Source organism: Novosphingobium sp. (assembly GCF_965214355.1).
Taxonomy (GTDB): domain Bacteria; phylum Pseudomonadota; class Alphaproteobacteria; order Sphingomonadales; family Sphingomonadaceae; genus Novosphingobium.
In genome coordinates, this window is the sequence record NZ_CBDCBI010000002.1 from 886,496 (window position 1) to 911,950 (window position 25,455).

A 25,455-nucleotide genomic window follows, 5' to 3' on the forward strand; every position below is an offset into this window, starting at 1 on the left:
AGTGGTCAGGATCGCGCATTAGCCCACTTGTCCGGCACGAAACGAGACGCTAAGCCCAAATCGATTTTGGCAAGCGGCCCGCTCGCTTGCCGACAAGACAGATCTTTCGGGGAACGACCATGTCCGGCGCCAAGAACCACGATTACCACATCCTGCCGCCAGATATCTGGCCCTTCATCGGGGCGTTTTCGGCGCTGACGATGTTCACGGGGCTGGTGTTCTGGATGCACAAGATGCCCGGCGGCGTCGGTATCGGCCTGGCTGGCGTGTTCGGCGTGGGGCTCACGATGTTTTCGTGGTGGGGCAAAGTGATCAAGGAAGCGCACGAGGGGCATCACACGCCCGTGGTGCAGCTGCACCAGCGCTATGGCATGATCCTGTTCCTTGCCTCGGAAGTCATGTTCTTCGTCGGCTGGTTCTGGGCTTTCTTCGATTTCTCGCTGTTTCCGTCGAAGATCGCGGTCGATGTCATCGGCGGCACCTGGCCGCCCAAGGCGATCACTTCGGTGATCAACGCATTCGACCTGCCGCTGCTCAACACCCTGATCCTGCTGTGCTCCGGCACGACGCTCACCTGGGCGCACCACGCGCTGATCCATGGCAACCGCACCGATCTGAAGCGCGGGCTGATCGCGACGATCCTGCTCGGTCTGCTGTTCAGCTCGATCCAGGCGTATGAATACATGCATGCGCCGTTTGCCTTCGGCAAGAACACCTATGGCTCGTCGTTCTACATGGCGACCGGGTTCCACGGGTTTCACGTCATCGTCGGCACGATCTTCCTGCTCGTGTGCCTGATCCGCGCGCTCCGCATGGATTTCACCCCGCGCCAGCATTTCGGCTTCGAAGCCGCCGCCTGGTACTGGCATTTTGTCGACGTGGTGTGGCTGTTCCTGTTCGTCGCCATCTATGTCTGGGGCAACTGGGGTGCGGTGATCGAGTGATCCCGACAGACGTTCGCAAGATTTCGAAAGGGCGGCCCGGATTGGTTCGGGCTGCCCTTTTCGCATTGTGCCCGGTGTGCGGCGCGTCAGGAATATTTGGGGGCGTATTTGCCGCGCCGGCGATGTTCGTGCCGCGCTGCCGGGGGTGCGCGACCGAATTTGCCAGGCACGAGGCATCGGGGCGGGTGCTGTATCCGATCGTGCTGCCACTGGTGATCATGCTGGTGCTGGCGGCGCTGCGGCTCGACGATGCGCTGCGCCCGCCGTTGTGGGTTCACGCGCTGGTCTGGCCGCCGGTGGTGGCAGTGGTGATCATCGGCGCCCTGCGCCTCGTCAAGCTGGCGTGGGTCATGCGCGCGATAAATCCTCCCCGGGACGGGGAGGGGGACCATGCGCAGCATGGTGGAGGGGCGGCGCGGCTGGGCGAAGCGTCGCCAGGTCGCGCGGGATCGGGTGCCTCATCGCATGGGTTGCACAATGAGGCACCGCCCCTCCACCACCCTGCGGGCGGTCCCCCTCCCCGTGCCGGGGAGGATTGAAGTCATGCGTCGTCCTCCTTTGGCGGCAACGCTCGTCGTCTTGCTGGCCGTCGCGATCATGGTCGGGCTGGGGTTCTGGCAAGTCCATCGCCGCGCCTGGAAAGAGGCGATGCTGGCGCAATTTACCGTCGCCGAGCAGGTTACGACCCCGCTGGTGATCACGGGTGCGGATCTGCCGGACAATGCCGGTTACCGCCATGTGCGCTGGGATTGCCCGACGTCCGGCCCCGACCAGGTGGTGGGCGGCCGCAATGCCGACGGCCGTTATGGCTGGGCGCACGTGTTTGTCTGCATGCATGGCGCGAGCGTTCCGGTGCCGGTGGTGATCGGCTGGTCGCCGGGCGTAACGCCAGTACAATGGACAGGCCGTGCGATTGCGGGCGTCGCGGTGCCCGGGCCGAAAGCGGGGATCGTGCTGCACAACGCCGATGGTTCCGCGCGCGAAACCGCATGGCATATCGTCGCCGATCCGCCGCTCGCGGGGCTCATCGCCAACGCCCGCCCCGATCCGCGCGACATTCCCAACAACCATTGGTCCTATGCGATCCAATGGTTCGCGTTCGCTGTAATCGCGCTAGTCATTTATGGCATGGCGCTGCGCCGCCGCTGACGGTTGCCATTGGCCGGCGAGCGGTCTAGTCGCCCCGCGACCATATGGGGTTTCTCGATGAAATATGTCAGCACGCGGGGGACGGCCCCGGCACTCGATTTCGAAGGCGTGACATTGGCAGGGCTGGCCAGCGATGGCGGGCTGTATGTGCCCGAAACATGGCCGCAGTTTTCGCACGACGAGATCTCCGCAATGGCCGGGCTACCCTATGCAGGGCTGGCGCAGCGGATCATGCAGCCGTTCGTCGGTGATTGCCTGACGCCCGAGCGCCTCGGCGTATTGACCGCCAAGGCCTATGGCAAGTTTTCGCACGCAGCGGTCACGCCTTTGCGCCAGCTGGACGAGCGCCACACGCTGCTCGAGCTGTTTCACGGGCCGACCCTGGCGTTCAAGGATGTCGCGCTGCAATTGCTCGGGCTGCTGTTCGAGGAATTCCTCGCGCGCCGCCATGATCATCTGACGATCGTGGGCGCGACATCGGGCGACACCGGGTCGGCGGCGATCGACGCGGTCGCAGGCAGCGCCAAAGTCGATATCTTCATGCTGCACCCGCATGGCCGCGTCAGCGATGTGCAGCGCCGGCAGATGACCAGCGTGCTCGCGCCCAATGTCTACAACATCGCGATCGACGGCAGCTTCGACGATGCGCAGGCGACGGTGAAGCGTATGTTCAACGATGCCGCGGTCACCGGGCGGTTCGGCATCGCTGCGGTCAATTCGATCAACTGGGCGCGGTTGATGGCGCAAGTGGTGTACTATTTCGCCGCCGCGCTGCAATTGGGCGCGCCGGCGCGCAAGGTCGCGTTTGCCGTGCCGACGGGCAATTTCGGCGATGTGTTCGCCGGGTACGTTGCGGCGCAGATGGGCCTGCCGATCGAGCGCCTGATCGTGGCGACGAACATCAACGACATCCTGCACCGCGCGCTTTCGAGCGGCGATTATTCGGCCGCCACCGTCACGCCGACCGCCGCGCCGTCGATGGACATCCAGGTGTCGTCGAATTTCGAACGCCTGCTGTTCGATGCCGCAGGCGGCGATGGCGCGCAGATCACGCAGCAGATGGCAGAATTCGACGCGACCAGGGTCCTTCGCCTGACCAATACCCAGCGCGAGGCCATGGCGACGCTTTTCACCAGCGTGCGTGCCGAGCCGGCGGACATGATCGCGGCGCAACGCTGGGCTTACGAGGCCTGCGGCGAGGTGATCGACCCGCATACCGCTATCGGCCTTCATGCCGCGCGCGTGACAGCGGGCCTTGCACCCGATGTGCCGGTCGTCACGCTGGCAACCGCGCATCCGGCGAAATTCGGCGATGCGGTCGAATACGCGATCGGCGTGCGCCCGGCGTTGCCCGCACGGATCGCCGATCTGATCGAGCGCGAGGAACGCTATGACCGGCTGGCCGGCACCTACGAAGCTGTGCGCGACTACGTCACTGCACGCGCCACGCCCCGGCACCAGATCGCCTGATGGCGCGGCTGTCGCTATCGCCGCAATTGATGATCGGGCAGGGCTGGGGCGACTTTGCGCTGCTTGATTCAGGCCATGGCCGCAAATACGAAGCGTATGGGCCCCATCGCTTCATCCGGCCCGAGCCACAGGCGTTGTGGTCCCCGCGCCAGGCCCATTGGGCAGCGGACGCCGAATTCGTTCCCGGATCGGACGACGATGGCGGCGGGCGCTGGCATTTCGACAAGCGCGTTCCCGAAGGCTGGCCGCTGTCGCGCGGCGAGGTGAAATTCACCGCCAGCTGCACGCCGTTCCGCCATCTGGGGTTTTTCCCCGATATGGCGCCGGTGTGGGACTGGATGGGCGAAAGGCTGACGGGGCGTGAGGATGCGGCGACACTCAACCTGTTCGGCTATACCGGCGTCGGCACGCTGGCGCTGTCGCAATACGGGCCGGTGACGCATGTCGACGCGTCGAAGAAATCGGTGGCGCAGGCGCGCGCCAACGCTGCGCTGTCGGGCATGGCAGGCCGCCCTGTGCGCTGGATCGTCGATGACGCGCTGAAATTCACCGCGCGCGAAGTCCGGCGCGAGCGGCGCTACGACGGCATCATTCTCGATCCGCCCAAATTCGGGCGCGGGCCCGAGGGCGAAGTGTGGCGGCTCGAAGATGGCCTGCCCGGGCTTGTCACCGATTGCGCGCGGCTGCTCGACGCGCAAAGCCGGTTCCTGTTCCTGACGGTCTATGCGGTACGCATGTCGTCGCTGGCGCTGGCGGGGCTGCTGGACGAGGCGCTGCGGCATTTGCCCGGCACGATCGAACATGGCGACCTCGCGATTGCCGAGACCGGTGAAAATGGCCGCGTGCTGCCGACAGCGATCTTTGCACGCTGGACCAACGATTGATGTTATGCGCAAAACCGTAAGCCCCTCCCCTTCAGGGGCGGGGTTGGGGTGGGGCCTCTCCCCACCCGCCAACGCCGATGGATCCATGCGAACGGGGATTGTGGCCGAGAGGCCCCACCCCCGGCCCCTCCCCTTCTGGGGAGGGGAGAAGATTAAAGGAGGTAATGATGGCCGAAATCGCGGTATTGCGCGGGGTCAGATCTGGACAAGGCAAGCGCCCGGTGTCACAGGCACCGCGCTTGAACGACACCCTGATCCTTGAAGTCGCCAATATCGAGACCGACGTCCTGACCGGGGTTTACTCGGAAGAGACCGGCCGTCCGCAGCCCTTGCGCATTTCGATCAGCGTCGCGCTGGCGCCCGATGCGCATTTTGCGCCTGACACGCCGTTGTCGGCCAGCAAGAATTACATGGACCTGAAATTCGCCGCGACGCGCGGATTGCCGGTGGGCGTCCATTTCACGCTGATCGAATCGATCGGCGACCATATCGCCGAAACGCTGTTCCTGCAGGACGCGCGCGTGTTCACGGTAACGGTCAAGATCGTGAAACTGGCGATCAGCGAAGCGGGCGAAGAGATCGGCATGACTTTGACCCGGCATCGACAGGGTTCGGCCCGGGGATGATCGCGCGTCCCCTGGCTCTGGTCACCGGTGGCTGGCGCCGTGTCGGCGGCGCGATTGCCGAACGGCTCGCGCTGGCAGGATACGACCTGGCGCTCCACGCGCACAGTGCCAAAAGCTTTGACGATGGCGTGATCGCGCAACTGGGCGCACATGGCGCGGCGGTTCATCCGCTCGAGGCTGACCTTTGCGATCCGGCAGCGGTGGAAAAACTGCTGCCGGCGGCGATTGCGGCCGCGGGGCGCGTGCCGGTGCTGCTGGTCAATTGCGCCTCGGTGTTTCACGAAGACACTGCGCTGACCATCGACGGAGCCTCGCTCGATGCGCATTTTCACGTCAATTTTCATGCGCCGCTGATTCTCACCCGCGCCCTCGCGGTGGCGCTGGCGAATGCCGACGCGCAGGGCTCGGTGGTGCAGATCGTCGACCAGCGCATCAACAACCCGGTGCCCGACCAGATCAGTTATACCCTGTCGAAACAGGCGCTGCATGCCTCGGTCAGGACGATGGCACGATCGCTGGCCCCGCGCGTGCGGGTCAACGCGGTGGCGCCCGGGCTGACATTGCCGACCGAGCATTATGACGACGCGCAATGGCAGCGGCTGGCCGCGCTGATGCCGCTCGACCGGCTGTCGCGGCCTGAAGACATCGCCGATGCCGTGCTGCATCTGGCCGGCGCGCAGGCAACGACCGGGCAAACCGTGTTCGTGGATGCAGGCGCTCACCTTGAGGCGTACGCCCGCGACTTCCTTTATCTCGCACGATAACTATATAGGGCGAGTGAACGCACCAACCCCCACTTCCGCATCGGCGCCCCTGGTCGACCGCTTTGCGCGCTCGATCACGTATCTGCGCCTGTCGGTTACCGATCGATGCGATCTGCGCTGCAGCTATTGCATGCCCGAACGCATGCAATTCCTGCCGCGCGCCGAAATCCTGACGCTCGACGAAATGTACCTGGCCGCGCGCGCGTTCATGGCGCGCGGCGTGCGCAAGATCCGCCTGACCGGCGGCGAACCGCTGGTGCGGCGCGACATGATCGACCTGGTACGCGCGCTCGGGCGCCATGTCGGTACCGATCTCGACGAGCTGTGCCTGACGACCAATGGCACGCGGCTGGGCGAATTTGCGCAAGACCTGGCCGATGCCGGGGTGCGGCGGATCAACGTGTCGCTCGATACGGTCGATCGCGCAAGATTCGCGACCCTGGCGCGGCGCGACATGCTACCCGCTGTGCTGGCGGGGATCGCTGCGGCCAAAGCAGCCGGGCTTGCGGTCAAGATCAACACAGTCGCGCTGAAAGGCGTGAACGAGCACGAAATTCCCGATATGGTCGCCTGGGCGCATGGCGAGGGGCATTCGCTGACGCTGATCGAAGTCATGCCGCTCGGCGAAGTCGATGGCGATCGGCTCGACCATTACCTGCCGCTCGATGCGGTGCGCCGCGATCTCGAGGCGCGCTGGACGCTGGTGCCGCAGGCGGCGCGCAGCGGCGGCCCGGCGCGTTATGTCGATGTTGCCGAAACCGGCGGGCGTCTGGGGTTCATTACGCCGTTGACGGGCAATTTCTGCGAAGGCTGCAACCGCGTGCGACTGACCGCGACCGGGCAGCTGTTCATGTGCCTGGGCGGCGAAGGCCAGGTCGATCTGCGCGCGGCGCTTCGCAGCGACGATCGCGAGACGATGTTGAACGCGGCCTTTGCACGGGCGATGGGCGAAAAGCAGGAGCGCCACGATTTCGCGATCGACCGGCGCGGGGCAACGCCGTCGGTGGCGCGGCATATGTCGGTGACAGGCGGCTGATGGCACGTCTGGTGTTCCTCGGCCGGTTGGCAGACAGCGCCGGCATGACCGAGATGGCTGTGGCTCCAGGCCCGCTGGAGGATATTCTCGCCGGGCTGAACCGGGACCTGGCGATCGTGCTGCTCGACGAACGCGTGCGGCTGGCGCTCAATGGCCGGCTGTTGCCGCAAACGGGCGCGATCGTGCTGGTTGCGGGCGACGAACTGGCCTTTCTGCCACCGGTCAGCGGTGGCTGAGCCCGTCTGCGATGTCCGGCTGCTGACCGGATCATTCGATCCGTCGGCCGAACTGGGCGCGTTTACCGCGCGCGTTCCGGGCGCCGGCGGCGTGGTCAGCTTCCTGGGCAAAGTGCGCGGCGATGACGGAGTGCAGGCGCTCGAAATCCGCCATTACGAGCCGATGACTTTGCCCGGGTTCGTCACGCTGGCGCAGACCGCGGCGCAGCGCTGGCGACTCGATGGCGTGTTGCTGTTGCACCGGGTCGGCGAAATCGGGCCCGATGCGCCGATCGTGCTGGTGGCGGCCGCGTCGCGCCATCGCCGCGATGCGTTTGCCGCAACCGATTTCGTGATGGACCACCTCAAGGGCGAATCGTGGCTATGGAAGCGCGAACGCACCGCTGCGGGGTGGCGCTGGATCGAGCCGCGCGACGAGGATCATGCCGACCGGGCGCGCTGGCGCTAACCTGCTCTCCTCCCCTTCAGGGTAGAGGCCTGGAAAAATTCAATCCCCGCTCATCGCGTGCAGCGCCGCGATGCGGGCGTTCTGCGCGTCCATCATCGCGCCGACGGCGGCGTCGGCTTTGGCAACCAGGGCGAATGTCGCCTTGTCGTCGGGGTTGCCGGTGTCGCCGGCAGTCACCGCCAATTTTGCCTGCAGCGCGTCCAGTTCGCCCAGCGACTGCGCGGTGTCGCTACGCGCCGAATCAAGTGCAGCCATGGCCACCGTCGCTGCGGACCAGGCCTCGCTGCCAAGCGGCGATCCATGCGCGGCACGGGCAAGGTGTTCGGCTTCCTGCGCGCGCTGTGCGAATATCCCGGATGATTTGGCCGCATCGCTGCGCAAGGCCTCGACCTGGCGCACGATGGCGGTTTCGGGCGTGCCGTGGGCCACGGGCGCGACCGGCGCGGGCACGCGCGTGGCATAGCCGAGTTCGACCGGGCGCTGCGCCAGCGAAGGATAGTTTCCGCCGCCGGCACAACCGGCCAGGGCGAACGCAACAGCAAGGGCGGGCAGGCGCAGGGGTGTCATTTCAGGCATGGCTGTGCCATAGCATGGTGGTCGGCGAGTTCCAGTGGTGGTGGCGCAAAGATTGCGTGCCGCATTTCGTGAATCGTTGACAGCTGTGGCGCATTCGATTATCGGCGCCCCTCTTTATCGGAGCTTCGCAATGTCGCGGGGTTCTTGGCATTTGCCCGCTGTCCATGATTCGGTGCTGCCCTGCGGGCGGCAGAAGATCGGGGCCGACGGCGGGCCAAGGCAATTGAAACGGATAGCAGGAACCATGTTCGCAATCGTGCGCACGGGCGGCAAACAATATCGGGTCGCCGCCGGAGACAAGATCGCCGTCGAAAAGCTGGCAGGTGAAGCCGGCGAAACGATTACTCTGGGTGACGTGTTGCTCGCAGGCGTCGATGGCGCGTTGAGCGACCACGCCGGGATCACGGTTTCGGCCGAGATCATCGCGCAGGCGAAATCGGAAAAGGTCGTCATTTTCAAAAAGCGTCGCCGTCACAACTATCGCCGCAAGAACGGGCATCGCCAGTACCTGACGCTGCTGCGCATCGTTTCCGTCGCCTGATTCGGCCAGATCTGAGGAGTTTCCAGCAATGGCACACAAGAAAGCAGGCGGCTCGTCGCGCAACGGTCGCGATTCGCATTCCAAACGCCTCGGCGTGAAAAAGTTCGGTGGCCAGGACGTGGTCGGCGGCAACATCATCATCCGCCAGCGTGGCACGCGCGTCTATCCGGGCGTGAACGTCGGCCTGGGCAAGGATCACACGCTGTTCGCGACGGCGCATGGCCGCGTGCGCTTCCATGGCGGCAAGCTCGGCCGCAAATACGTGTCGGTGGACGTGGAAACGGCCGCCGCCGAATAACCTTGCGGTTATCAGGCCATCTCCTGACGGGATGGCCCTGCCGGCTTCGCCTTGCGATCCGGCTGAATCAAGGGAGAAGGCCACGGCCTTTCTCCCTTTTTTCGTGTCGTCTTCGTTGACCCGTGTTCGAAAATTTCCGGCGATTGTCGTATTTTGCATCCGCCGTCTGCCGCCTGCAACTTTCTGCGGCGTCGGGAGTTTGTCGATAGGATCAAGCATACCATGACTGTCTTGCCGCGCGACTTGCCGCAAAACGGATGCATCGAGTGCTTGTCGCAACAGCCCTGTCACCTCAGGCGATTATGCGCGGCCAACCGCGTGATCGCCGGCTTGGTCAAGACGGTGCGGACGAAGGAGAGATGTCGTGTTCATTCGTAGCGAACGGCTGTTCTTGCGGCCGGTCTGGGCAGAAGACCGGGACGAACTGGTCGCGCTGACCCGTGACGAACTGACCGCACAGGCGTGGATCGGTCATGCCCATCCGCCGCGCTATCCGCGCTGCCTGATCACGTTGCCCGACCAGGCCGACGGCGGGGCACACGTCATCGGCACGATCGGTATCGGACAGTGTGACAGGCTGGGTGACGGCGCGGCCGCGCTGCACGTGTGGGTCGCGCCCGAACGCCGCCGTCAGGGTTTCGGCAAGGAGGCGGTCCTGGCCGTGCTGGCGCTGCTGCGCTCGCTGGGGCACGACCAGATCGTGGCGCGGCACATCGCAGCCAGTGGGCCCGCCAGGCAGCTGCTGACCAAACTCGGGTTCGTGCCCACCGGGCCGATGCAGCTTGCGCTGCGGCTCGCCCCGGCGGCGGGAAATCCGTTCGACGCCGGATTCAGCCACGCGGCCTGATCCGCGCGGTTTCTTGCCTTGGCGGGATCGGCGGCCTAGGGCTGATCCCCATGGCCAGCAAACGTCGCCTCAGTCCTGTCGAAAGCCGCGAAGCTGCACTTGAAGCGGCGCGCCTGTTGCTGATCGAGGCCGGGCCGCAGGCGGTGACGCTGAAGGCCGTGGCCGCGATGATCGGCCGCACGCATGCCAATCTGCTGCACCATTTCGGATCGGCCGCCGGGTTGCAGGGCGACCTCGCGCGATATCTCACGACCATGATCTGCGCCAAGATCCGCGATGCGGTCCTGGCTAGCCGGTCCGGGGTCGGGTCGCCGCGCGATGTCGTCGACCTGACTTTCGATGCCTTCGATCGCGAAGGCGCAGGCGCGCTGGCGTCGTGGATGCTGGTGACGGGGAACAACGATGCGCTCGATCCGATTGTCGAAACGATCCACGACCTGGTCATCGATCTCGACGTGCTGGGCGGGGAGAAACGCCGCGACATGACCTTGGCGCTGACGCTGATGGCACTGGGCGATGCGTTGCTCGGTCTGCCGCTGAGCCTGGCGCTGGAATTGCCGCGCACCGCCGCGCGCGACCACGCCGAGGCGATGCTGCGCGAGGCAACGCAGGCCTGATGCGTTTCAATCGTCGCGCAACGACATCCACGCTGGCGCATCGGTGATATCGTCCACGCGCAGATGATCGACCGCTAGGCCAAGCGCCGGATAGGCCACCCGCTGCCGATCGGCGCGTGACTGTGCGATCGGCACGACGACCAGCCGCCGATTGACCTTTTGCCGCCAGTTCATCCGCGCAGTGTTTTCCTGCCCCACGTAACAGCCTTTGGTAAAGCTTACCCCGGCCAGATCGGCGGCATTGGTTTCCAGCCACAAAGTCGCGTCGCTGCCTAGCTCTGCCTGCCCCTCGGTCACCCCGAGCGTGAGCCGGTGCACACGCCACGCCTCGTCGGCGGCCACATCGCTCTGCGCCACAGGCGCAATCCAGCGCCAGCCGAGCGCGGGCAGGCGCGGATCGGGCACGCCGCCCGGTGCTGCCGTCGCCTGCCAAAACACGCCCAGCGTATCGTCGCGCGCAATCGCGATGCGCCGGCGCAGACGGTACAGCGTCAGGCGTTTGGCCAGGGCATCGGCCACCGCGGCCTCGCAATCGATCAGCAGCGCATCGCCCCCCGTTTCAGAACTGGCGCGCCACACCAGGAAATCGAACAGCGCCTTGCCCTGCGCGGTCAACAGCCCGGCCCAGACCGGCAGGGGTCCCGCAACATCGTTGGTGACCAGCCCTTGCAGAAACCCGGCGACATCCTCTCCGGGTTCGGCAGGTGAAATGCGCAATATGGCGCGCGACATAAGGCGGGGGGCATGATCGGTGTGCGGCATAGGTGACAGATAGGGGCTTGATTGCCTATGGGGAAGCCCATGACCGATACGATCACCATTCGCCGCCCCGATGACTGGCACGTCCATCTGCGCGATGGCGCCGTGTTGCGCGGCGTGGCGCCGCACACCGCGCGCCAGTTTGCGCGCGCGATCGTGATGCCCAATCTCAGCCCGCCGATGACGGATATCGCTGGTGTTTCGGCCTATCGCGATCGGATCATGGCCGCGCTGGGGGCCGACCCGGCATTTACCCCGCTGATGACGCTGTACCTGACCGACGGCACCGATACCGACGAAGTCGCGCGCGGGTTTGCCGCCGGGATGTTTGTCGCAGCCAAGCTGTATCCGGCACACGCGACGACAGGATCGGCGCATGGCGTGACCGACGTGGCGCGAATCATGCCGGTGCTCGAACGCATGGCGCAGATCGGCATGCCGTTGCTGATCCATGGCGAAGTCACCGATGCGCATGTCGATATCTTCGACCGCGAGGCGGTGTTCATCGAGCGCACGCTGACCCGGCTGATCGCCGACCTGCCTGAATTGCGCGTGGTGTTTGAACATATCACGACGTCCGAGGCAGCGGATTTCGTGGAAGGCGCCGGCGCCAACGTGGCCGCGACGATCACGCCGCAGCATCTGCATCTCAACCGCAATGCGATGCTGGTCGGTGGCATTCGCCCGCATGCCTATTGCCTGCCCGTGGCCAAGCGCGAACATCACCGGCTGGCCTTGCGCAAGCTGGCGACGTCTGGATTTGCGCGCGTGTTCCTGGGCACCGACACCGCGCCGCATGCGCAGCATCTAAAAGAGGCGGCGTGCGGATGCGCGGGAATTTTCAACGCGCCGTTTGCGCTGGAAAGCTATGCCACGGTGTTCGATCAGGAAGGCGCGCTCGATCGGTTCGAGGCGTTTGCGTCGCTGAACGGGCCGGCATTTTATCGCATGCCGGTGAACACCGGCACGGTAACCCTGGTGCGCGAGCCGGTGAAGGTGCCCGATGTGATCGATTGCAACGGCATGGCGGTGGTGCCGTTCCATGCCGGGGAAACGCTGGGCTGGCGGCTGGTCGATTAGCGCTCGTCCAGGTGGGCGTCATCGCGCTTCCGAAACGCAATTCTGTCTCATCCATTCGGTTTCCGTTCAGGTTTCATGCTCTAAACATGAACCATCGAACGACCCCAAGGGTGGAGCCGCTCGAACGAGACAGGAGACAGTGTCATGACACAAACATCGAAATCGTTCGTCGCCCGCATCGTATTCGGCGCCGTGGCGCTGGCCGCTGTGGCTGCTGCGGTTCCCGCTTCGGCGCAATCGTATGACGGCCGCGACTGGCATGACGATCACGGTTGGGCGGAACGCGGCTTTGCCGATGGCTATCGCCATGATGAAGGCCCGCGGTACCGCGACGGATATCGTCATGACTGGCGACCGATGGAATTCGCAGGGCCCGGGTATTATGAGGGCGAACGCCCCGAGTGGCGCCCGGTGCACGACTTCCATCGCCATCACGGCCATGTCGTCTATGTGCACGAGTACGATCGTCACTGGTAAGGACTTGCACTGGTAATATTCAGAGCTGGGCGCGGGGGCATGCCGTCCTTGCACACGTGGTGTTAACGCGCCGGTGTGACAAGGGCGGCATGATTGCGTTCAGACTATCCCTGATTCTGCCCTTGGCTTTGGCCGGATGCGGCGCGGCCGAGGCACCAGTGCCTGATATTGCGCACGATCCGGTGATGAATGCCGCACTCGAATCGCAGCTGCTGGTCGATCCCGACCTGTCGCAGCAAAACGCGCGCAATCTGGCGATAGTCCCGCCCGGGCCCGTCGCGGCGCACTGACTTTACCGACAACACGGTCGTTATGCGTCCTTCAACCCGATGCCCAACCCCGCGCGCGGCTGGTCGAGCTCTGCAGACGCCACCGGGTATGCGCATGTGTCGGCGGTGTAATACGCGGCCGGGCGGTGGTTGCCCGACAGGCCGATGCCACCCAGCGGCGCGCCGGCCGCGTGCGCGTGGGTCGGGCGGTTCCAGTTGATCACGCCGGCGCGCACTTGCGCCCAGAACCGGTTGTAGTCCTGCGGATTGCCCCCGACGAGCGAGGCGCACAGGCCGAACCGGGTGGCATTGGCCTCGGCAATCGCGGTTTCGAAATCATCGACTTTCACGACCTGCAGCAAAGGCCCGAACAGCTCGACATCGGGGCGATCGGCCATCCGGGTGACATCGATGATCGCAGGGGACAGGAACGGATGCGCATCGTCGAGTCGGACGAGATGCTTGATCGCACGGCCACCGTTGGACAGCAGATAGACAAAGCTTTCGGTCAGGCCGTCGGCCGTGCTGTTGTCGATCACCGGGCCCATGAACGGCATGGGGTCGTCGAACGGCCCGCCGACGATCAGGCGTTCGGTCAACCGGCGCACTTCATCGATCAGCGCGTCATACATCGTCGCCTTGATGATCAGCCGCCGCGCCGCGGTGCACCGCTGCCCCGCGCCGGCAAACGCCGATTGTACGACCAGCACTGCCGCGTCGGTGATCTTGGGCGTGTCCCACACCACGATCGGATTGTTGCCGCCCATCTCCAGCGCGACCACTTTGCCGGGGTTGCCCGCCAGACGCCGGTTGATGGCGATGCCAACATGCGCGGACCCTGTGAACAACACCCCGTCGACGCCGGCGTGCGCAACCAGGTCCTGGCCCTGGTCGGCTCCGCCGATCAGCAATTGCAGCACGGTGGCCGAAATGCCGGCGCGATACCAGCACTGCACCAGCAGTTCGGCGGTGGCGGGCACGCGCTCGGACGGTTTGAACACCACGGTATTGCCCGCGATCAACGCCGGCGCGATCTGTGCAACAGGGACAATGGCCGGGCTGCTGGCGGGCGTGATCACCGCCATCACGCCATGCGGCTTGTGGCGCAGCGCGCTGCTGCCCTGCAGTGCGCTGTCGAGCCGTCGCTGCGCGGTGCGTTCGGCATAACTGCGGATCGAAATTTCGATCCGCGCAATCACCTCGTCGATTTCGCTGCGCGTGTCCCACAGCGGCCGACCGGTTTCGCGCGCGATCAGATGGCTCAGGTTGTCGTATTCGCGGCGCACTTCATTGGCAAACCGGCGCATCAGCTCGATGCGGTTGGTCAGGGGCTGCGCGGCCCAGGCGGGCCACGCGCGGCGCGCGCGCGCAACCGTGTCGCCGACATCACCGACGGGGCCACGCCACACTTGCTCGCCCGTCGCCGGTTCACTGGAAATGATGTCCGTCGACACGCTCGCCTTATCCATCCTGTCGCATTCTGCCCGTGATCGCAGGCAGGTCAAGTCTACCGGGGGGCAAGTGCGGCGCTACCGTCCCATTTGCGACTCTTTGGACGCACCTGATGCATATGCGTCACCCATGCGGCGGATCGCAGCTATTTTCGCGTCCAATGCGGACCAGTCGTCGGCCTGCGCGATCGGCGCCCAGATCGCCTCGACCTCTTCGATCACCATCGAGACCGGCGCCGGGTCGGCCCAATAAGGGTGATCATCGATCACAGGCTGGTACCCGGCAAGCGCTTCGGCCAGCACGCCTGTCACATTGCGCGCACCGCGATGGACGAAGAAAAACGCATCGGGGCCCATCGCTGTTTCGACCATCGCGCGTTCGCTTGCCGCGATCAGCGCGCTGTCGGGCTCGACCCCGCGCGGCGCCACGCCCAGCCGCCAGCACCAGCGCCGCGCCATGGCTGCGCGGTACAGGTCGGGAAAGCGTTCGAGCGCGGCGATCAGCGGCGGCGCATCTTCGACCAGGCGCAACGCTACCGCCAGTTGTCCGCAATTCCAGTGCAGCGCCTGCGGCTGACGGCCATAGGCATACAACCGCTGGTGATCGAAATAGGCGGCGGTAAACTGCGGGTCCCAGTGCGGCAGCCAGCGCCACGGCCCGTAGTCGAAACTTTCGCCCGAAATGTTCATGTTGTCGGTGTTGAGCACGCCGTGGACAAAGCCCGCAACCATCCATTGCGCGGCCAGATCAGCCAGCCGCTCAACCACCTGGTTCAGCAATTGTGCGGCCGGGCTGAGCTCGGCGGTCATGGGACCGGGGTATTGCACCAGGCAATAGTCGATCAGTTCGCGCATCTCCTCCGGCTTTTGCAGCGCAAGCAACCGCTGGAACGTGCCGATCCGGATATGGCCGTGGCTCAGCCGGACCATGACGGCAGACCGCGTGGGCGAGGGCTCGTCACCGCGCTGCAGGGCCTCGCCGGTTTCGATCACGCTGAACGTGCGGCTGGTGTTCACGCCCAGCGCTTCGAGCATTTCGGTCGCGAGGATTTCGCGCATGGCGCCTTTCAGCGTCAGGCGGCCATCGCCCGCACGGCTCCACGGCGTCGTGCCCGATCCCTTGGTCCCCAGATCCATCAGGTGGCCGGCATCGTCGCGCATCTGCGCAAACAGGAACCCGCGCCCGTCCCCCAGATCGGGATTGTACACCTGGAACTGATGGCCGTGATAGCGCAGCGCCAGCGGCTGTGGCAGGTTGCCCGGCAGTGGCGCAAACCGGCCGAAATGGGCGATCCATTGCGCATCGTCCAGACCGGCAAGGCCGACCTGCGCGGCGGCGCGATCGTTGCGGAACCGCAGGATCGTTTCGGGAAAATCGGCCGCCGCCACGCGATCGCCGAGCCAGGATGAAAGGCTCAGGATTTGCGGATCGGGCTGATAGGTGGTGGGCAACGGTGCGATGGCGGGGGCTTCCATGGCTGGCCTTGTAGGGCGGGGCCCGGCAATCGCCAAGCACTTCACGACTTGCAAATCGGGCGCTTTAGCCGCAACCGATGGGGTATGGCAGCTTTCGAAACGCACACCTGGCAATCGCGCGACGGCCTTGCGCTGTCGGCGCAGGACTATCGCGGCGATCCGGCGCGCAGCACGGTCGTGTGCCTGCCCGGGCTGACCCGCAATGCGCGCGATTTCGAGGATCTGGCCGCCGCGATCGCAGAGGTCGGGGGAAAGTTCGGGGGGCGCCGCGTGATCTGCCCCGATCTGCGCGGGCGGGGGCTTAGCGCATACAGCCCGGTTTCGGCGACGTACAATCCCGCGCAATACCTGGACGATACGCTGCTGATGCTCACAGACATGGGCGTCGAACCCTTTGTGGCGATCGGCACGTCGCTTGGCGGATTGCTGACGCTGTTGCTGGCAAGTGTTGCGCCATCGCGGATCGCCGGCGCGGTGCTCAACGACATCGGGCCGGATATCGATCCGGCCGGCCTGGCACGCATCCGTGGCTATGTCGGGGTGGCACAATCGTATCCGGATTGGGATGCGGCGGCGCGTGCTCTGGCCAGGGCGCAGGCCGATATCTACCCCGATGCCGCGCCTGCCGACTGGCTGCGGCTGGCAAGGCGGATGATGCGCGAGAAGGCCGGCGCCGTCGTGTTCGATTATGACATGGCGATTGCCGAACCGTTTGCTGCTGCCGATGGCACGACCCCGGCACCCGATCTGTGGCCGCTGTTCGATACGCTGGCGGGGCGGCCGCTGCTGGTGGTGCGCGGCGGGGTTTCGGACATCCTGTCGCGTGAAACCGCCGATGCGATGGTCGCGCGTCATCAAGGGGCGCAATTGCTGACGCTGCCTGGCATCGGCCATGCACCCACTCTCGACGAGCCGGTGGCGCGCGATGCGATTGCGCGGCTGCTCGGGCAAGTGGCGTGAACCGCCAGCCGCATATCCTTCATCTGCATTCGACGTTTTCCGCCGGGGGCAAGGAGCGCCGCGCCGTCGCGCTGATCAACCGGTTTGGCGCAGGCATCAGCCACTCGATCGTATCGGCCATGCCGGAGGCGATGGGCGCGCGCGACCTGATCGCGCCGGGGATATCGGTGCATTATCCGTTCGGGTTTCCGGCGCTGGCCGGGCGGTTCGGGGTGCGGCGGTTGCAGGTGCTGGCCCGCGCGATGCGCGGGTTCGATCTGATCCTGACGTACAACTGGGGCGCGATGGATGCGGTCATGGCGCATGCGCTGTTTGGCCCGGGGGCAGGCCTTGCGCCGTTGATCCACCATGAGGACGGGTTCAACGCCGATGAAGCCGGCGGCCTGAAATGGCAGCGCAACTGGTATCGCCGCGTCGGGCTGGCACGCGCGCGCGCGCTGGTCGTGCCTTCGCACCAGCTCGAGGCGATTGCGCTGGGCCCCTGGGTACAACCGCCGGGGCGCGTGCACCGCATCGAAAACGGCATCGATACCGCGCGCTATGTCGGCGCGCGCGCGGGCAAGCTGCCGGGCATGACCAAGCGCCCCGGGACCAGATGGCTGGGTACGCTGGCGGGCCTTCGCGGGGTGAAAAACCTGCCCCGCCTCGTCCGCGCCTTCGCCGCGATGAGCCCCGAATGGCATCTGGTCATTCTGGGCGAAGGGCCGGAGCGTGCCGCGATCATGGATCAGGCGATTGCGTCCGGCTGCGAGGCGCGCGTCCATCTGCCCGGCCATGTCGCCGATCCGGCGGCAGCGATCGGGCTGTTCGATCTGTTTGCGCTGTCGTCCGACAGCGAACAGGCACCATTGTCGGTGATCGAGGCGATGGCCGCAGGGTTGGCCGTGGCCAGCCCCGCGGTCGGCGATGTCGCGCAGATGGTGGCGCCCGAAAACGCCGCGCTGATCACGCCGGCAGGCGATGAGGCGGCGCTGGCCGCCACGCTGGTCACGCTGGCGGGCGACGCCGACCTGCGCGCGCGGATCGGCGCGGCCAACCGCGCGCGCGCCGCCGGGCAATTCGACGAAGCGGTGATGGCGGCGCGTTATGCCGCGCTTTATGGTCACGCGCTGGGCATGGCGGAATTCCCGTGACGCGCCAGCCTGATTCAAGTTGTGGTTGAATTGGCGCGGGGCTTCGCTAAACCGCGCGATCACCGGTTTTATCCGTAAAAAATCGTACCCGATCCGAAAGCGTCAGCCTTGGCCCTGATCCCGAAGAATTCCGTAACCTCCACCGACCGCAATGCGGAGCGCCGCGCCGCGCAGGAAAACGTCTTCTTGCGCGAAGTCGATGATGCGTTGCGCAGCGATGATACGCTGCACCTGCTGCGCCGTTATGGCCTGATCGCGGGCGGCGTGATCGTGCTTGCGCTGGCGGCGCTGGCGGGCTGGATGCTGTGGACCAACCACGTTGCGCATGTTGCCGGGGTCAAGGGCGAAAACTTTGCGATCGCGCTCGATCAGGTCGAATCCGGGCGGTACGATCCGGCCAAGGCCAGCCTGAACCAGCTCGTCGCCGATGGCGGGGCAGGCTACGCCGGGTCGGCACGGCTGGTCGAAGGCGGGATCGCGCTCGATCAGAAAAAGCCGCAGGATGCGGTGAAAATCTTTGCCGCCATCGCCGCCGATACCAGCGCGCCGCAGCCGTATCGCGATCTGGCCACGATCCGCGAGATGGCGATACGGTTCGACCAGGTGCCGCCGCAGACCGTCATCGACCGCCTGAAACCGCTGGCCGTGCCGGGCAATCCCTGGTTCGGCAGCGCGGGCGAACTCGTCGGGGTCGCCGAGATCAGGGCGGGCAAGAAGGCCGAGGCCGGGGCGCTGTTTGCGCAGATGGCCAAGGACCTGACCGTACCCGAATCGCTGCGCCGCCGATCCAGCCAGCTTGCCGTCGAACTCGGGGTCGATCCGGGCGATGCGGCCTCTGCCGCTTCACCCGCGCTCGCCGAATAAGCCATGATTTCAGGAACCTGTATGCCGCATGACATGGTAAAAAAGCCCGCAACGCACAGGCGCGTCCTGGTCCTCGCGGCGATGTCGGCGATGGCGCTGACACTGCCCCTCACCTTGGGCGGATGCGGCGTCGGCAAGCACAAGGTCAAATCCACACCGACCATGGGCACGCGCGTGCCGATCCTGTCGCGGATCGAGGCCGGAACCAAAGTCGATGAAAACCTGGCGAGCGTCGCGGTCGTATTGCCGCCCGCCGAGGTGAATACCGAATGGGCGCAGGGCGGCGGCTCGGGTTCGAAATCCTATGGCCAGCTTGCGCTGGGCGAACACCCGCGCAAGTTGTGGACGACGCAGATTTCAGGCTCGTCGCAATTGCGCCGGCTGGCGGCAGCGCCGGTGATCGGCGGCGGCAAGCTGTTCGTGATGGACACGCTGGGCGTCGTGCGCGCGTTCAATGCCGATACCGGCAAGGAGGCGTGGGCGCAGACGTTTGTCGTGGCCGCCGATACTGCGGCGGTGTTCGGCGGCGGTGCGTCGTTCGACGATGGCACGGTGTATGTCACCACCGGGCTTGGCGAAGTGGCCGCGATCGATGCCGGCAGCGGCAAGATCAAATGGCGGGTCAAGCCGCTGGGGCCGCTGCGTGGCTCCCCCACGGTCGGGTATGGCTCGGTGTTCGTGATGACGCAGGACAACCAGATCGCCGCACTGAACGCCGAGACCGGCGCTACGCAGTGGAACGAATCCGGGTCGCTGGCGCAGACCGGCGTGTTTGGCGTCGCGGCGCCGGCAGTGGGCCAGGGCACGATTGTCGCGGGCTATTCGTCGGGTGAACTGATCGCCTATCGCTATGAAAACGGTCGGCAATTGTGGAGCGATGCGCTGGCGCGCACCTCGATTGCGACCTCGGTTTCGACGATCACCGATATCGATGCCGATCCGATCATCGACAACGGCCGCGTTTATGCATTGGGCCAGGGCGGGCGCATGGCCGCGTATGAACTGGTCACGGGCCAGCGCGTCTGGGAACTGAACATGGCGGGGATTTCCACGCCATCGGTCGCAGGCGAATGGATCTTCACGCTGACCGACGAAGACAAGCTGTTCTGCATCGCCAAGACCACGGGCAAAGTCCGCTGGATGGCGCAATTGCCGCATTACCTTGTCGAGAAGAAGAAAAAGGGCCCGATCTTCTGGACCGGCCCGGTGCTGGCGGGCAATCGCCTGTGGCTGAACAGTTCCGAAGGCAACGTGGCCGCGGTCTCACCCGAAGACGGCAAGATCACCAAGGTGTTTCATCACGACGTCGGCTTTACGCTGGCGCCGGTGGTAGCCAACAACACGCTGTATGTGCTCGACAACAGCGGGCGCATCACCGCCTATCGCTGATCGGCGCCGGTTCGCGGCAGGCCGGCGCGCGGCACCGGACGCGAGGCCATGAAGGCGGCCAGCGCGATGACATCGTGATCGGTCAGATGCGCGGCGACCGCGTGCATCGCGACAGCCTCGTCCGCATGCCTTGCGCCACTGCGATAATTGATCAACTGGCGTGCCAGATACGTGGGTGAACGGCCGGCAAGCGGCGGCGCGATGGCTGTCCCGTTGTAGTCCCCCCCATGGCACGCGGTGCACGCCGGAGGCCCGGCTGCCGCCATTCCGGACGCAAGGGTGGCACCCTGCGCGATCGCGCCGGGCGGCACGTAAGCGGTATAGCCAAGATGCGAATCGCGCGCCTCGAACCTGCCGAAATCGTCGGGCATTTCGATCAGCCGATCGCCGAGCGCCTCGCGTTTCCCCGATGGATCGGGCCGATAGACCATGGCATCGCCGATCGGCACAGGGATCGCAGCGCTTTCGACAACCCGGCCAAATGCGTGGCGCGGCAAGCGGGAAAAGTATTGCGCGGCGGCATCGATGGTGGCGTCATCGGCGGCCAGCGCGGTCAGGCGCATCAGCTTGAACGCCAAGAACGTCGGTTCGCTGCTTTCGCGCGTGCCGCTGACATAGGCATGGACGGCCCGCCGGATATAGGCGGCATCGAGGCCGGCCAGGCTGGCGTTTTCAGGGCGTCCGGCGCCGTTGGGCATGTGGCAATAGCCGCACGCGTTTGCCTTTCCCGTTGGCCCCATCACAGCGGCGGGCGCAGCAGGATGGTCGCCAGGATACCAGTCGACCACGGCGGTCATGGTTTCGAGTTCGTCATCGGTCGGATGCAGTGTCGATCCCGCCAAAGCGTGGGGAACAGGGGGCCGCGGTACGGTGCTGGATCTTGGCGGGTACAGCCACGCCGGCGGCGGCTGCGTCGCGCCGGCCAGCAACAGCGCAGCCGAAATGGTTATCGCCCGTATCCATGTCGCCCGCACCACAAACCCCCGTCTGTTGCCACTTGCCCCGTTGGCACGATACCACACGCACGCACCCTCGTGCAAAACCTTACCCCGGGTGGAAACGTTTGTGCGCGCTGCTTCACCAATTGTTGGGGGACTGGCGATTATAGGACGCAGATCATGATCCCGAGCCCTAATGCAATCGGCGAATCGCCCAAACGTCCAGTCAGTGATGTGTCCGGCTGGGTCGGTCTGTCCGGGCTGGCGGGCCTGATTGCCTGGCTGATGATCTGCCGCAACTGGGGCGTGATCGGCGATGCGCTGGCCGTGCCCGGGCCGCATGCGCCCCTGGCCGGGCCCTATGCCGCGCTGCTGGCATTGCTGGCATCGGGCATACCGATGGTGCTGGTCTCGATCCTGGTCGACAAAGTGCATCTGCGCGCCTCGACCGGGATCGACTGGAGCAATCCGCGCCCGTTGCGCGATGTGATCGACGGCGCGATCACGAAAATCGCCGGGCTGTGGGCGACCTGGGCTCTGATCGCGTTCATCTATTGCATCGGGCGCTGGTACTGGCGCGGCAATTACCTGTTTGCCATGGACATGATGCGCGATGCGGCGCCGCTGCTGTTTGTGGGCGCGGTACCTTATGTGCTGTGGCTCGACCGGGTGCTGGTCAATCCGCGCGATGGCGCGTGGCATTTCGGCGCGATGCTGATCGGGCGCGAGGCCTGGGATCGCACCATGGTGCTGGATCATCTGCGCGCCTGGGCGGTCAAAGGCTTTTTCACCGCGTTCATGCTGTCGATCGTGACCCTGGGCTTCATGGACGAGGTCCGTGCCGATTTCGTGCATATCGCAGCCAATCCCGTTTCGATCGGCACTATCAGCACCGAATTCATGTTCATGCTCGACGTGCAGATCGCGATGGTCGGTTATCTGCTGACGATGAAGCCGCTCGACGCGCAGATCCGCACGGCCAACCCGTTGCTCGCGGCGTGGGTCGCGGCGCTGATCTGCTATCCGCCGTTTATCGAGATGGGCAGTGGCTCGGTGCTCGATTACCACCAGAACACCGCCGAATGGTCGTTCTGGTTACAGGGTTATCCGGCGCTGTTGTGGGCTTGGGCAGTGGTGCTGGTCGTGCTGACGGCGATCTATGCCTGGGCGACGGTCGCATTCGGGCTGCGCTTTTCAAACCTGACGTATCGCGGCGTGCTGACCAACGGGCCTTATGCATGGACGCGGCACCCGGCGTATCTGTCGAAGAACGCCTACTGGTGGCTGCTGACGATGCCGTTTCTGGCGACCACGCATTCGGCGGTCGATGCGTTGCGCAACACGGTGACGCTCGGCCTGGTCAGCGCGGTGTATTACTGGCGCGCGCGCACCGAAGAGGCGCATTTGCTGGGCGCGGATGCAAAGTACCGCGACTATCATGCCTGGATGACGGCATACGGGCCGATTACGGCGCCACTGGCACGCATGGGGCAGTGGCTGGCGGGACGGCGCCGCTGACCTTCTCCCCTCCCCTTCAGGGGAGGGGCCGGGGGTGGGGGCTCTCGGCTACAACCTTGGGTTGCGATTATCCAAAAGCGCTGGCGAGTGGGGATAGCCCCCACCCCAACCCCTCCCCTGAAGGGGAGGGGCTAGAAGTTCTTCAGATCGCTTCGCCGTCGTCGGTTTCATACATGCGGATGGCGCGCTCCGTCAGGTTCAGCACCGCGCGTTCGGTGACCCAGGCCTGCATGTGCGCGGATTTGCCGTGCGCCGCCAGCGCCTCCCGGTCGCGCCAGGATTCCGACACGTGGATCAAACCCGGGTCGAGCAGATCCTGCGCATAGGCATATGTGATACAGCCGTCTTCGGCGCGGGTCGCCTCGATCACGCGCCGGGCCATGCCCAGTGCGATCGTAACGTTTTCGGGCGGCATGCGGAAGGTACCGGCAACCAGAATCATCAGAAGCTCGATTCGTTGTAAATCTGGGTCAGATCGCCGGCCCACTTGCCGTTATACAGATCGAGCAGCCGCTCTGCCGAAGTCTTGCCGCGCGACACGACTTCATCGAGCGTGCTCAGATAGCCGGTTTCATTGTCGCCCGCTTCGTTCAGGCGGCCGCGCGCGGCCAGGCCGTTGCGCGCGATATCGAGCACGGTTCCGGCAATATCGCGCAATGTCCCGCCGCCGGGCAAAGGCGCATCGAGACCCAGCCGCGGCACTTCGGCGCGCAGGCGTTCGCGCCCTTCGATATCCCAGTCCTTGACCAGCGCCCAGGCCGCATCGAGCGCGCCCTGGTCATACAGCAGCCCGACCCAGAACGCGGGCAAGGCACAAATCCGGTTCCACGGGCCGCCATCGGCACCGCGCATTTCCAGGAACGATTTCAGGCGCACTTCGGGAAACGCGGTCGACATGTGATCGACCCAGTCCGACTGGCGCGGCTTTTCGCCAGGCAGCGCGGGCAATCTGCCATCGAGGAAATCGCGGAACGATTGCCCCGCCGCATCGATGTACTTGCCGTCGCGATAGACGAAGTACATCGGCACATCGAGCATGTAGTCGACATAGCGTTCGTAGCCAAAGCCGTCTTCGAACACGAACGGCAGCATCCCGGTGCGCGCCGGATCGGTGTCGGACCAGATATGGCTGCGGTACGACAAAAACCCGTTGGGCTTGCCCTCGAGGAAAGGCGAATTGGCAAACAGCGCGGTCGCCAGCGGCTGCAACGCCAGGCTGACGCGGAATTTCTGCACCATGTCGGCCTCGCTCGCATAGTCGAGATTGACCTGGATCGTGCACGTGCGCAGCATCATGTCGAGGCCCATGCTGCCCACGCGCGGCATATGCTGCAGCATGATCGCATAGCGGCCCTTGGGCATGATCGGAAGCTCTGCGCGGGTCTTGTCGGGCCAAAGCCCGAGCCCGAGATAGCCGAGCCCCAGTTTGTCGCCCACCGCCTTGGCCTGCACCAGATGACGGCCGGTTTCGGCGCACGTCTGGTGGAGGTTTTCGAGCGGCGCGCCCGACAGTTCGAGCTGTCCGGCCGGCTCGAGGCTGACCGCGCCATCTTCGCCGCTGAGCGCGATGACCTTGCCGCCCTCGATAATGGGTTTCCAGCCGAATTCGGTCAATCCGTCGAGCAGATCGCGAATGCCGCCGGGCTCGTCGTACGACGGCGCGCGGTGGTCCGCCTTGCGATAGACGAATTTTTCGTGCTCGGTGCCGATCCGCCAGCGCGATGCGGGTTTCTCACCCTTTTGCATCGGGGCGATCAAGGCCTCGCGGCTCTCGATCATCGGTTCGTTCGTGTCGGATTCCTGCCGCGTGCTCATGCGCGCATCCGTTAAAGATGGAATGCGTTTCGCGCTACAACTTATTCTCGGGGGCCGGCCCAGTCGCCCGCAATACCCATCCATAATGCGCATGCCGCTATGGCGGCGGTTTCGCCGCGCAGCACGCGCGGGCCGAGCGTGATCGGCACCGCGGCGCGATGCGCGCGGATCGCATCGCGTTCGGCCGGGTCGAAGCCGCCCTCGGGGCCGATCAGCAATCCGGCAGGGCCCGATCGCGCGAAACTTTGCGCAGCGGGTGCGCCGCCGGTTTCGTCGGCGAAGTACAGCGTGCGGCCTTCGGGCCATTGCGCCAGCAGCGCGGCCAGTGTGACCGGCGCGGCGCATGTCGGCAAAGCGGTGCGGGCGCATTGCTCCGCCGCCTCGACCAGCGTTGCGCGCACGCGATCGGGGTTGATCCGATCGGCGACGCAGCGGCGGGTCAGCACCGGTCGGATTTGCGCCACGCCGAGTTCGCACGCTTTTTCGAGCACGAGGTCGAAGCGGTCTTTTTTCAGCAGGGCAGGGCATAGCCAGAAATCGGGCACCGCCTCGCGCGTGCGCAGCTGCGTTACACAGCGCAGAGACAGGCCGCGTTTGCCCACGTCAACGGCCTCGGCCGCCCATTCGCCGGTCTCGTCGTCGCACAGGATCACGCAATCACCGGACGCGGTGCGCATCACGCGCGTCAGGTAATGCGCCTGCGGGCCGTCGATTGCGACCGTGATGTCGATGGCTAACGGACCGGACACGAACAGGCGCGGCGCGGATTTCGGCGGCCAGGCGGGCGTGGCGGGCAGGGGTGTCATGCGATGGGCGTAGAGCGCTGCGTGCGACAGAGCAATCGGCCTTGCAGTCGCGCGGGCGCTCCGGCATTCACCGCGACGAAAGCC

At 65.5% G+C, this 25,455-nt stretch carries 30 protein-coding genes; 22 read left to right on the plus strand and 8 right to left on the minus strand.

Annotated features, from left to right (window positions below; all coding sequences use genetic code 11):
• Window positions 1-119 precede the first annotated feature (119 nt).
• The 10 genes from ACOOE2_RS04755 to ACOOE2_RS04800 all read left to right on the plus strand — a co-directional run bounded on the left by ACOOE2_RS04755 (window position 120) and on the right by ACOOE2_RS04800 (window position 7,557).
• On the plus strand, window positions 120-944 hold the full coding sequence (locus ACOOE2_RS04755) for a cytochrome c oxidase subunit 3 (RefSeq protein ID WP_420381871.1): 825 nt from the start codon (window positions 120-122) through the stop codon (window positions 942-944).
• Window positions 945-1,066: 122 nt separating this feature from the next.
• Complete coding sequence (locus ACOOE2_RS04760) at window positions 1,067-1,483, plus strand: DUF983 domain-containing protein (protein ID WP_420381872.1); 417 nt, start codon at window positions 1,067-1,069, stop codon at window positions 1,481-1,483.
• Between the two features lie 4 nt (window positions 1,484-1,487).
• Complete coding sequence (locus tag ACOOE2_RS04765) at window positions 1,488-2,093, plus strand: SURF1 family protein (RefSeq protein ID WP_420381873.1); 606 nt, start codon at window positions 1,488-1,490, stop codon at window positions 2,091-2,093.
• Between the two features lie 57 nt (window positions 2,094-2,150).
• A complete protein-coding gene (thrC, locus tag ACOOE2_RS04770; protein WP_420381874.1) occupies window positions 2,151-3,563 on the plus strand; it encodes a threonine synthase in 1,413 nt (470 codons plus the stop codon).
• The gene (locus ACOOE2_RS04775) at window positions 3,563-4,447 is read left to right on the plus strand and encodes a class I SAM-dependent methyltransferase (RefSeq protein ID WP_420381875.1); all 885 of its coding nucleotides are present in this window, start codon (window positions 3,563-3,565) and stop codon (window positions 4,445-4,447) included. The genes thrC and ACOOE2_RS04775 overlap by 1 nt, the downstream gene beginning before the upstream one ends.
• Before the next feature lie 239 nt (window positions 4,448-4,686).
• A complete protein-coding gene (locus ACOOE2_RS04780; protein ID WP_420381876.1) occupies window positions 4,687-5,073 on the plus strand; it encodes a dihydroneopterin aldolase in 387 nt (128 codons plus the stop codon).
• On the plus strand, window positions 5,070-5,837 hold the full coding sequence (locus tag ACOOE2_RS04785) for an SDR family oxidoreductase (protein WP_420381877.1): 768 nt from the start codon (window positions 5,070-5,072) through the stop codon (window positions 5,835-5,837). Before ACOOE2_RS04780 ends, ACOOE2_RS04785 begins: the two co-directional genes overlap by 4 nt.
• A 13-nt stretch (window positions 5,838-5,850) precedes the next feature.
• Entirely contained in the window at window positions 5,851-6,873 is a 1,023-nt protein-coding gene (gene moaA / locus ACOOE2_RS04790; RefSeq protein ID WP_420381878.1) for a GTP 3',8-cyclase MoaA, read from the plus strand.
• The gene (locus tag ACOOE2_RS04795; protein WP_420381879.1) at window positions 6,873-7,109 is read left to right on the plus strand and encodes a MoaD/ThiS family protein; all 237 of its coding nucleotides are present in this window, start codon (window positions 6,873-6,875) and stop codon (window positions 7,107-7,109) included. Before moaA ends, ACOOE2_RS04795 begins: the two co-directional genes overlap by 1 nt.
• The gene (locus tag ACOOE2_RS04800) at window positions 7,102-7,557 is read left to right on the plus strand and encodes a molybdenum cofactor biosynthesis protein MoaE (protein WP_420381880.1); all 456 of its coding nucleotides are present in this window, start codon (window positions 7,102-7,104) and stop codon (window positions 7,555-7,557) included. Before ACOOE2_RS04795 ends, ACOOE2_RS04800 begins: the two co-directional genes overlap by 8 nt.
• 39 nt (window positions 7,558-7,596) lie before the next feature.
• On the opposite strand, the gene ACOOE2_RS04805 is transcribed toward ACOOE2_RS04800, so the two are convergent.
• Complete coding sequence (locus ACOOE2_RS04805) at window positions 7,597-8,133, minus strand: hypothetical protein (protein ID WP_420381881.1); 537 nt, start codon at window positions 8,131-8,133, stop codon at window positions 7,597-7,599.
• Window positions 8,134-8,185: 52 nt separating this feature from the next.
• On the opposite strand from ACOOE2_RS04805, the gene rplU reads away from it, so the two are divergent.
• The 4 genes from rplU (at window position 8,186) to ACOOE2_RS04825 (ending at window position 10,436) form a co-directional block, all read left to right on the plus strand.
• Entirely contained in the window at window positions 8,186-8,674 is a 489-nt protein-coding gene (rplU, locus tag ACOOE2_RS04810; RefSeq protein WP_420381882.1) for a 50S ribosomal protein L21, read from the plus strand.
• A gap of 28 nt (window positions 8,675-8,702) precedes the next feature.
• Window positions 8,703-8,972 (plus strand): 50S ribosomal protein L27, encoded by a 270-nt coding sequence (gene rpmA, locus ACOOE2_RS04815; RefSeq protein ID WP_420381883.1) that lies wholly within the window; start codon window positions 8,703-8,705, stop codon window positions 8,970-8,972.
• Between the two features lie 364 nt (window positions 8,973-9,336).
• The gene (locus ACOOE2_RS04820) at window positions 9,337-9,819 is read left to right on the plus strand and encodes a GNAT family N-acetyltransferase (RefSeq protein WP_420381884.1); all 483 of its coding nucleotides are present in this window, start codon (window positions 9,337-9,339) and stop codon (window positions 9,817-9,819) included.
• 50 nt (window positions 9,820-9,869) lie between these two features.
• The gene (locus ACOOE2_RS04825) at window positions 9,870-10,436 is read left to right on the plus strand and encodes a TetR family transcriptional regulator (RefSeq protein WP_420381885.1); all 567 of its coding nucleotides are present in this window, start codon (window positions 9,870-9,872) and stop codon (window positions 10,434-10,436) included.
• A 6-nt stretch (window positions 10,437-10,442) separates the two neighbouring features.
• Here ACOOE2_RS04825 and ACOOE2_RS04830 read toward each other — a convergent pair whose 3' ends face one another.
• On the minus strand, window positions 10,443-11,168 hold the full coding sequence (locus tag ACOOE2_RS04830) for a YgfZ/GcvT domain-containing protein (RefSeq protein WP_420381886.1): 726 nt from the start codon (window positions 11,166-11,168) through the stop codon (window positions 10,443-10,445).
• A 69-nt stretch (window positions 11,169-11,237) separates the two neighbouring features.
• Between ACOOE2_RS04830 and pyrC the strand changes: the two genes are divergently transcribed.
• The 3 genes from pyrC (at window position 11,238) to ACOOE2_RS04845 (ending at window position 13,042) form a co-directional block, all read left to right on the plus strand.
• Complete coding sequence (gene pyrC, locus ACOOE2_RS04835) at window positions 11,238-12,275, plus strand: dihydroorotase (RefSeq protein ID WP_420381887.1); 1,038 nt, start codon at window positions 11,238-11,240, stop codon at window positions 12,273-12,275.
• A gap of 144 nt (window positions 12,276-12,419) precedes the next feature.
• Window positions 12,420-12,752 (plus strand): hypothetical protein, encoded by a 333-nt coding sequence (locus tag ACOOE2_RS04840; protein WP_420381888.1) that lies wholly within the window; start codon window positions 12,420-12,422, stop codon window positions 12,750-12,752.
• An 89-nt stretch (window positions 12,753-12,841) separates the two neighbouring features.
• Window positions 12,842-13,042 (plus strand): hypothetical protein, encoded by a 201-nt coding sequence (locus ACOOE2_RS04845; RefSeq protein WP_420381889.1) that lies wholly within the window; start codon window positions 12,842-12,844, stop codon window positions 13,040-13,042.
• A gap of 20 nt (window positions 13,043-13,062) precedes the next feature.
• On the opposite strand, the gene ACOOE2_RS04850 is transcribed toward ACOOE2_RS04845, so the two are convergent.
• Together ACOOE2_RS04850 and ACOOE2_RS04855 are read right to left on the minus strand one after the other, a co-directional pair.
• Window positions 13,063-14,475 (minus strand): succinylglutamate-semialdehyde dehydrogenase, encoded by a 1,413-nt coding sequence (locus ACOOE2_RS04850; protein ID WP_420381890.1) that lies wholly within the window; start codon window positions 14,473-14,475, stop codon window positions 13,063-13,065.
• 75 nt (window positions 14,476-14,550) lie between these two features.
• Window positions 14,551-15,948: a protein adenylyltransferase SelO family protein gene (locus ACOOE2_RS04855; protein ID WP_420381891.1), complete on the minus strand. Its 1,398-nt coding sequence runs from the start codon at window positions 15,946-15,948 to the stop codon at window positions 14,551-14,553.
• 84 nt (window positions 15,949-16,032) lie between these two features.
• On the opposite strand from ACOOE2_RS04855, the gene ACOOE2_RS04860 reads away from it, so the two are divergent.
• The 4 genes from ACOOE2_RS04860 (at window position 16,033) to ACOOE2_RS04875 (ending at window position 20,294) form a co-directional block, all read left to right on the plus strand.
• Window positions 16,033-16,908: an alpha/beta fold hydrolase gene (locus ACOOE2_RS04860; protein WP_420381892.1), complete on the plus strand. Its 876-nt coding sequence runs from the start codon at window positions 16,033-16,035 to the stop codon at window positions 16,906-16,908.
• Window positions 16,905-18,041 carry a glycosyltransferase family 4 protein gene (locus tag ACOOE2_RS04865; protein WP_420381893.1) on the plus strand — a complete coding sequence of 379 codons (1,137 nt, stop codon included), beginning with the start codon at window positions 16,905-16,907 and terminating at the stop codon, window positions 18,039-18,041. Before ACOOE2_RS04860 ends, ACOOE2_RS04865 begins: the two co-directional genes overlap by 4 nt.
• A gap of 108 nt (window positions 18,042-18,149) precedes the next feature.
• The gene (locus tag ACOOE2_RS04870) at window positions 18,150-18,905 is read left to right on the plus strand and encodes a tetratricopeptide repeat protein (RefSeq protein WP_420381894.1); all 756 of its coding nucleotides are present in this window, start codon (window positions 18,150-18,152) and stop codon (window positions 18,903-18,905) included.
• 21 nt (window positions 18,906-18,926) lie between these two features.
• Complete coding sequence (locus tag ACOOE2_RS04875; protein ID WP_420381895.1) at window positions 18,927-20,294, plus strand: PQQ-binding-like beta-propeller repeat protein; 1,368 nt, start codon at window positions 18,927-18,929, stop codon at window positions 20,292-20,294.
• Here the strand turns inward: ACOOE2_RS04875 and ACOOE2_RS04880 are convergent.
• Window positions 20,285-21,268, minus strand: coding sequence for a c-type cytochrome (locus tag ACOOE2_RS04880; RefSeq protein WP_420381896.1), 984 nt, complete (start codon window positions 21,266-21,268; stop codon window positions 20,285-20,287). The genes ACOOE2_RS04875 and ACOOE2_RS04880 overlap by 10 nt on opposite strands.
• Window positions 21,269-21,412: 144 nt before the next feature.
• On the opposite strand from ACOOE2_RS04880, the gene ACOOE2_RS04885 reads away from it, so the two are divergent.
• The gene (locus ACOOE2_RS04885; RefSeq protein ID WP_420381897.1) at window positions 21,413-22,750 is read left to right on the plus strand and encodes a methyltransferase family protein; all 1,338 of its coding nucleotides are present in this window, start codon (window positions 21,413-21,415) and stop codon (window positions 22,748-22,750) included.
• Between the two features lie 142 nt (window positions 22,751-22,892).
• Here the strand turns inward: ACOOE2_RS04885 and ACOOE2_RS04890 are convergent, their stop codons facing one another.
• Genes ACOOE2_RS04890 through ACOOE2_RS04900 form a run of 3 tightly spaced genes read right to left on the minus strand, consistent with a single transcriptional unit; the run spans window position 22,893 to window position 25,362 of the window.
• Window positions 22,893-23,192 carry a putative quinol monooxygenase gene (locus tag ACOOE2_RS04890; RefSeq protein ID WP_420381898.1) on the minus strand — a complete coding sequence of 100 codons (300 nt, stop codon included), beginning with the start codon at window positions 23,190-23,192 and terminating at the stop codon, window positions 22,893-22,895.
• On the minus strand, window positions 23,192-24,565 hold the full coding sequence (locus tag ACOOE2_RS04895) for a glutamate--cysteine ligase (RefSeq protein ID WP_420381899.1): 1,374 nt from the start codon (window positions 24,563-24,565) through the stop codon (window positions 23,192-23,194). The genes ACOOE2_RS04890 and ACOOE2_RS04895 overlap by 1 nt, the downstream gene beginning before the upstream one ends.
• Window positions 24,566-24,606: 41 nt before the next feature.
• Window positions 24,607-25,362 (minus strand): 16S rRNA (uracil(1498)-N(3))-methyltransferase, encoded by a 756-nt coding sequence (locus ACOOE2_RS04900; RefSeq protein WP_420384561.1) that lies wholly within the window; start codon window positions 25,360-25,362, stop codon window positions 24,607-24,609.
• Between the last annotated feature and the right edge of the window lie 93 nt (window positions 25,363-25,455).

Coding starts and splice junctions, on each gene's coding strand:
- ACOOE2_RS04760 (WP_420381872.1), top strand. CDS start 1,067: ATGTTCGTGCCGCGCTGCCGGGGGTGCGCGACCGAATTTGCCAGGCAC.
- ACOOE2_RS04795 (WP_420381879.1), top strand. CDS start 6,873: ATGGCACGTCTGGTGTTCCTCGGCCGGTTGGCAGACAGCGCCGGCATG.
- ACOOE2_RS04840 (WP_420381888.1), top strand. CDS start 12,420: ATGACACAAACATCGAAATCGTTCGTCGCCCGCATCGTATTCGGCGCC.
- ACOOE2_RS04805 (WP_420381881.1), bottom strand. CDS start 8,133: ATGCCTGAAATGACACCCCTGCGCCTGCCCGCCCTTGCTGTTGCGTTC.
- ACOOE2_RS04775 (WP_420381875.1), top strand. CDS start 3,563: ATGGCGCGGCTGTCGCTATCGCCGCAATTGATGATCGGGCAGGGCTGG.
- ACOOE2_RS04845 (WP_420381889.1), top strand. CDS start 12,842: ATGATTGCGTTCAGACTATCCCTGATTCTGCCCTTGGCTTTGGCCGGA.
- ACOOE2_RS04895 (WP_420381899.1), bottom strand. CDS start 24,565: ATGAGCACGCGGCAGGAATCCGACACGAACGAACCGATGATCGAGAGC.
- ACOOE2_RS04785 (WP_420381877.1), top strand. CDS start 5,070: ATGATCGCGCGTCCCCTGGCTCTGGTCACCGGTGGCTGGCGCCGTGTC.
- ACOOE2_RS04885 (WP_420381897.1), top strand. CDS start 21,413: ATGATCCCGAGCCCTAATGCAATCGGCGAATCGCCCAAACGTCCAGTC.
- ACOOE2_RS04855 (WP_420381891.1), bottom strand. CDS start 15,948: ATGGAAGCCCCCGCCATCGCACCGTTGCCCACCACCTATCAGCCCGAT.
- rpmA (WP_420381883.1), top strand. CDS start 8,703: ATGGCACACAAGAAAGCAGGCGGCTCGTCGCGCAACGGTCGCGATTCG.
- ACOOE2_RS04875 (WP_420381895.1), top strand. CDS start 18,927: ATGCCGCATGACATGGTAAAAAAGCCCGCAACGCACAGGCGCGTCCTG.
- ACOOE2_RS04890 (WP_420381898.1), bottom strand. CDS start 23,192: ATGATTCTGGTTGCCGGTACCTTCCGCATGCCGCCCGAAAACGTTACG.
- ACOOE2_RS04830 (WP_420381886.1), bottom strand. CDS start 11,168: ATGTCGCGCGCCATATTGCGCATTTCACCTGCCGAACCCGGAGAGGAT.
- ACOOE2_RS04765 (WP_420381873.1), top strand. CDS start 1,488: ATGCGTCGTCCTCCTTTGGCGGCAACGCTCGTCGTCTTGCTGGCCGTC.
- ACOOE2_RS04825 (WP_420381885.1), top strand. CDS start 9,870: ATGGCCAGCAAACGTCGCCTCAGTCCTGTCGAAAGCCGCGAAGCTGCA.
- pyrC (WP_420381887.1), top strand. CDS start 11,238: ATGACCGATACGATCACCATTCGCCGCCCCGATGACTGGCACGTCCAT.
- ACOOE2_RS04755 (WP_420381871.1), top strand. CDS start 120: ATGTCCGGCGCCAAGAACCACGATTACCACATCCTGCCGCCAGATATC.
- thrC (WP_420381874.1), top strand. CDS start 2,151: ATGAAATATGTCAGCACGCGGGGGACGGCCCCGGCACTCGATTTCGAA.
- ACOOE2_RS04860 (WP_420381892.1), top strand. CDS start 16,033: ATGGCAGCTTTCGAAACGCACACCTGGCAATCGCGCGACGGCCTTGCG.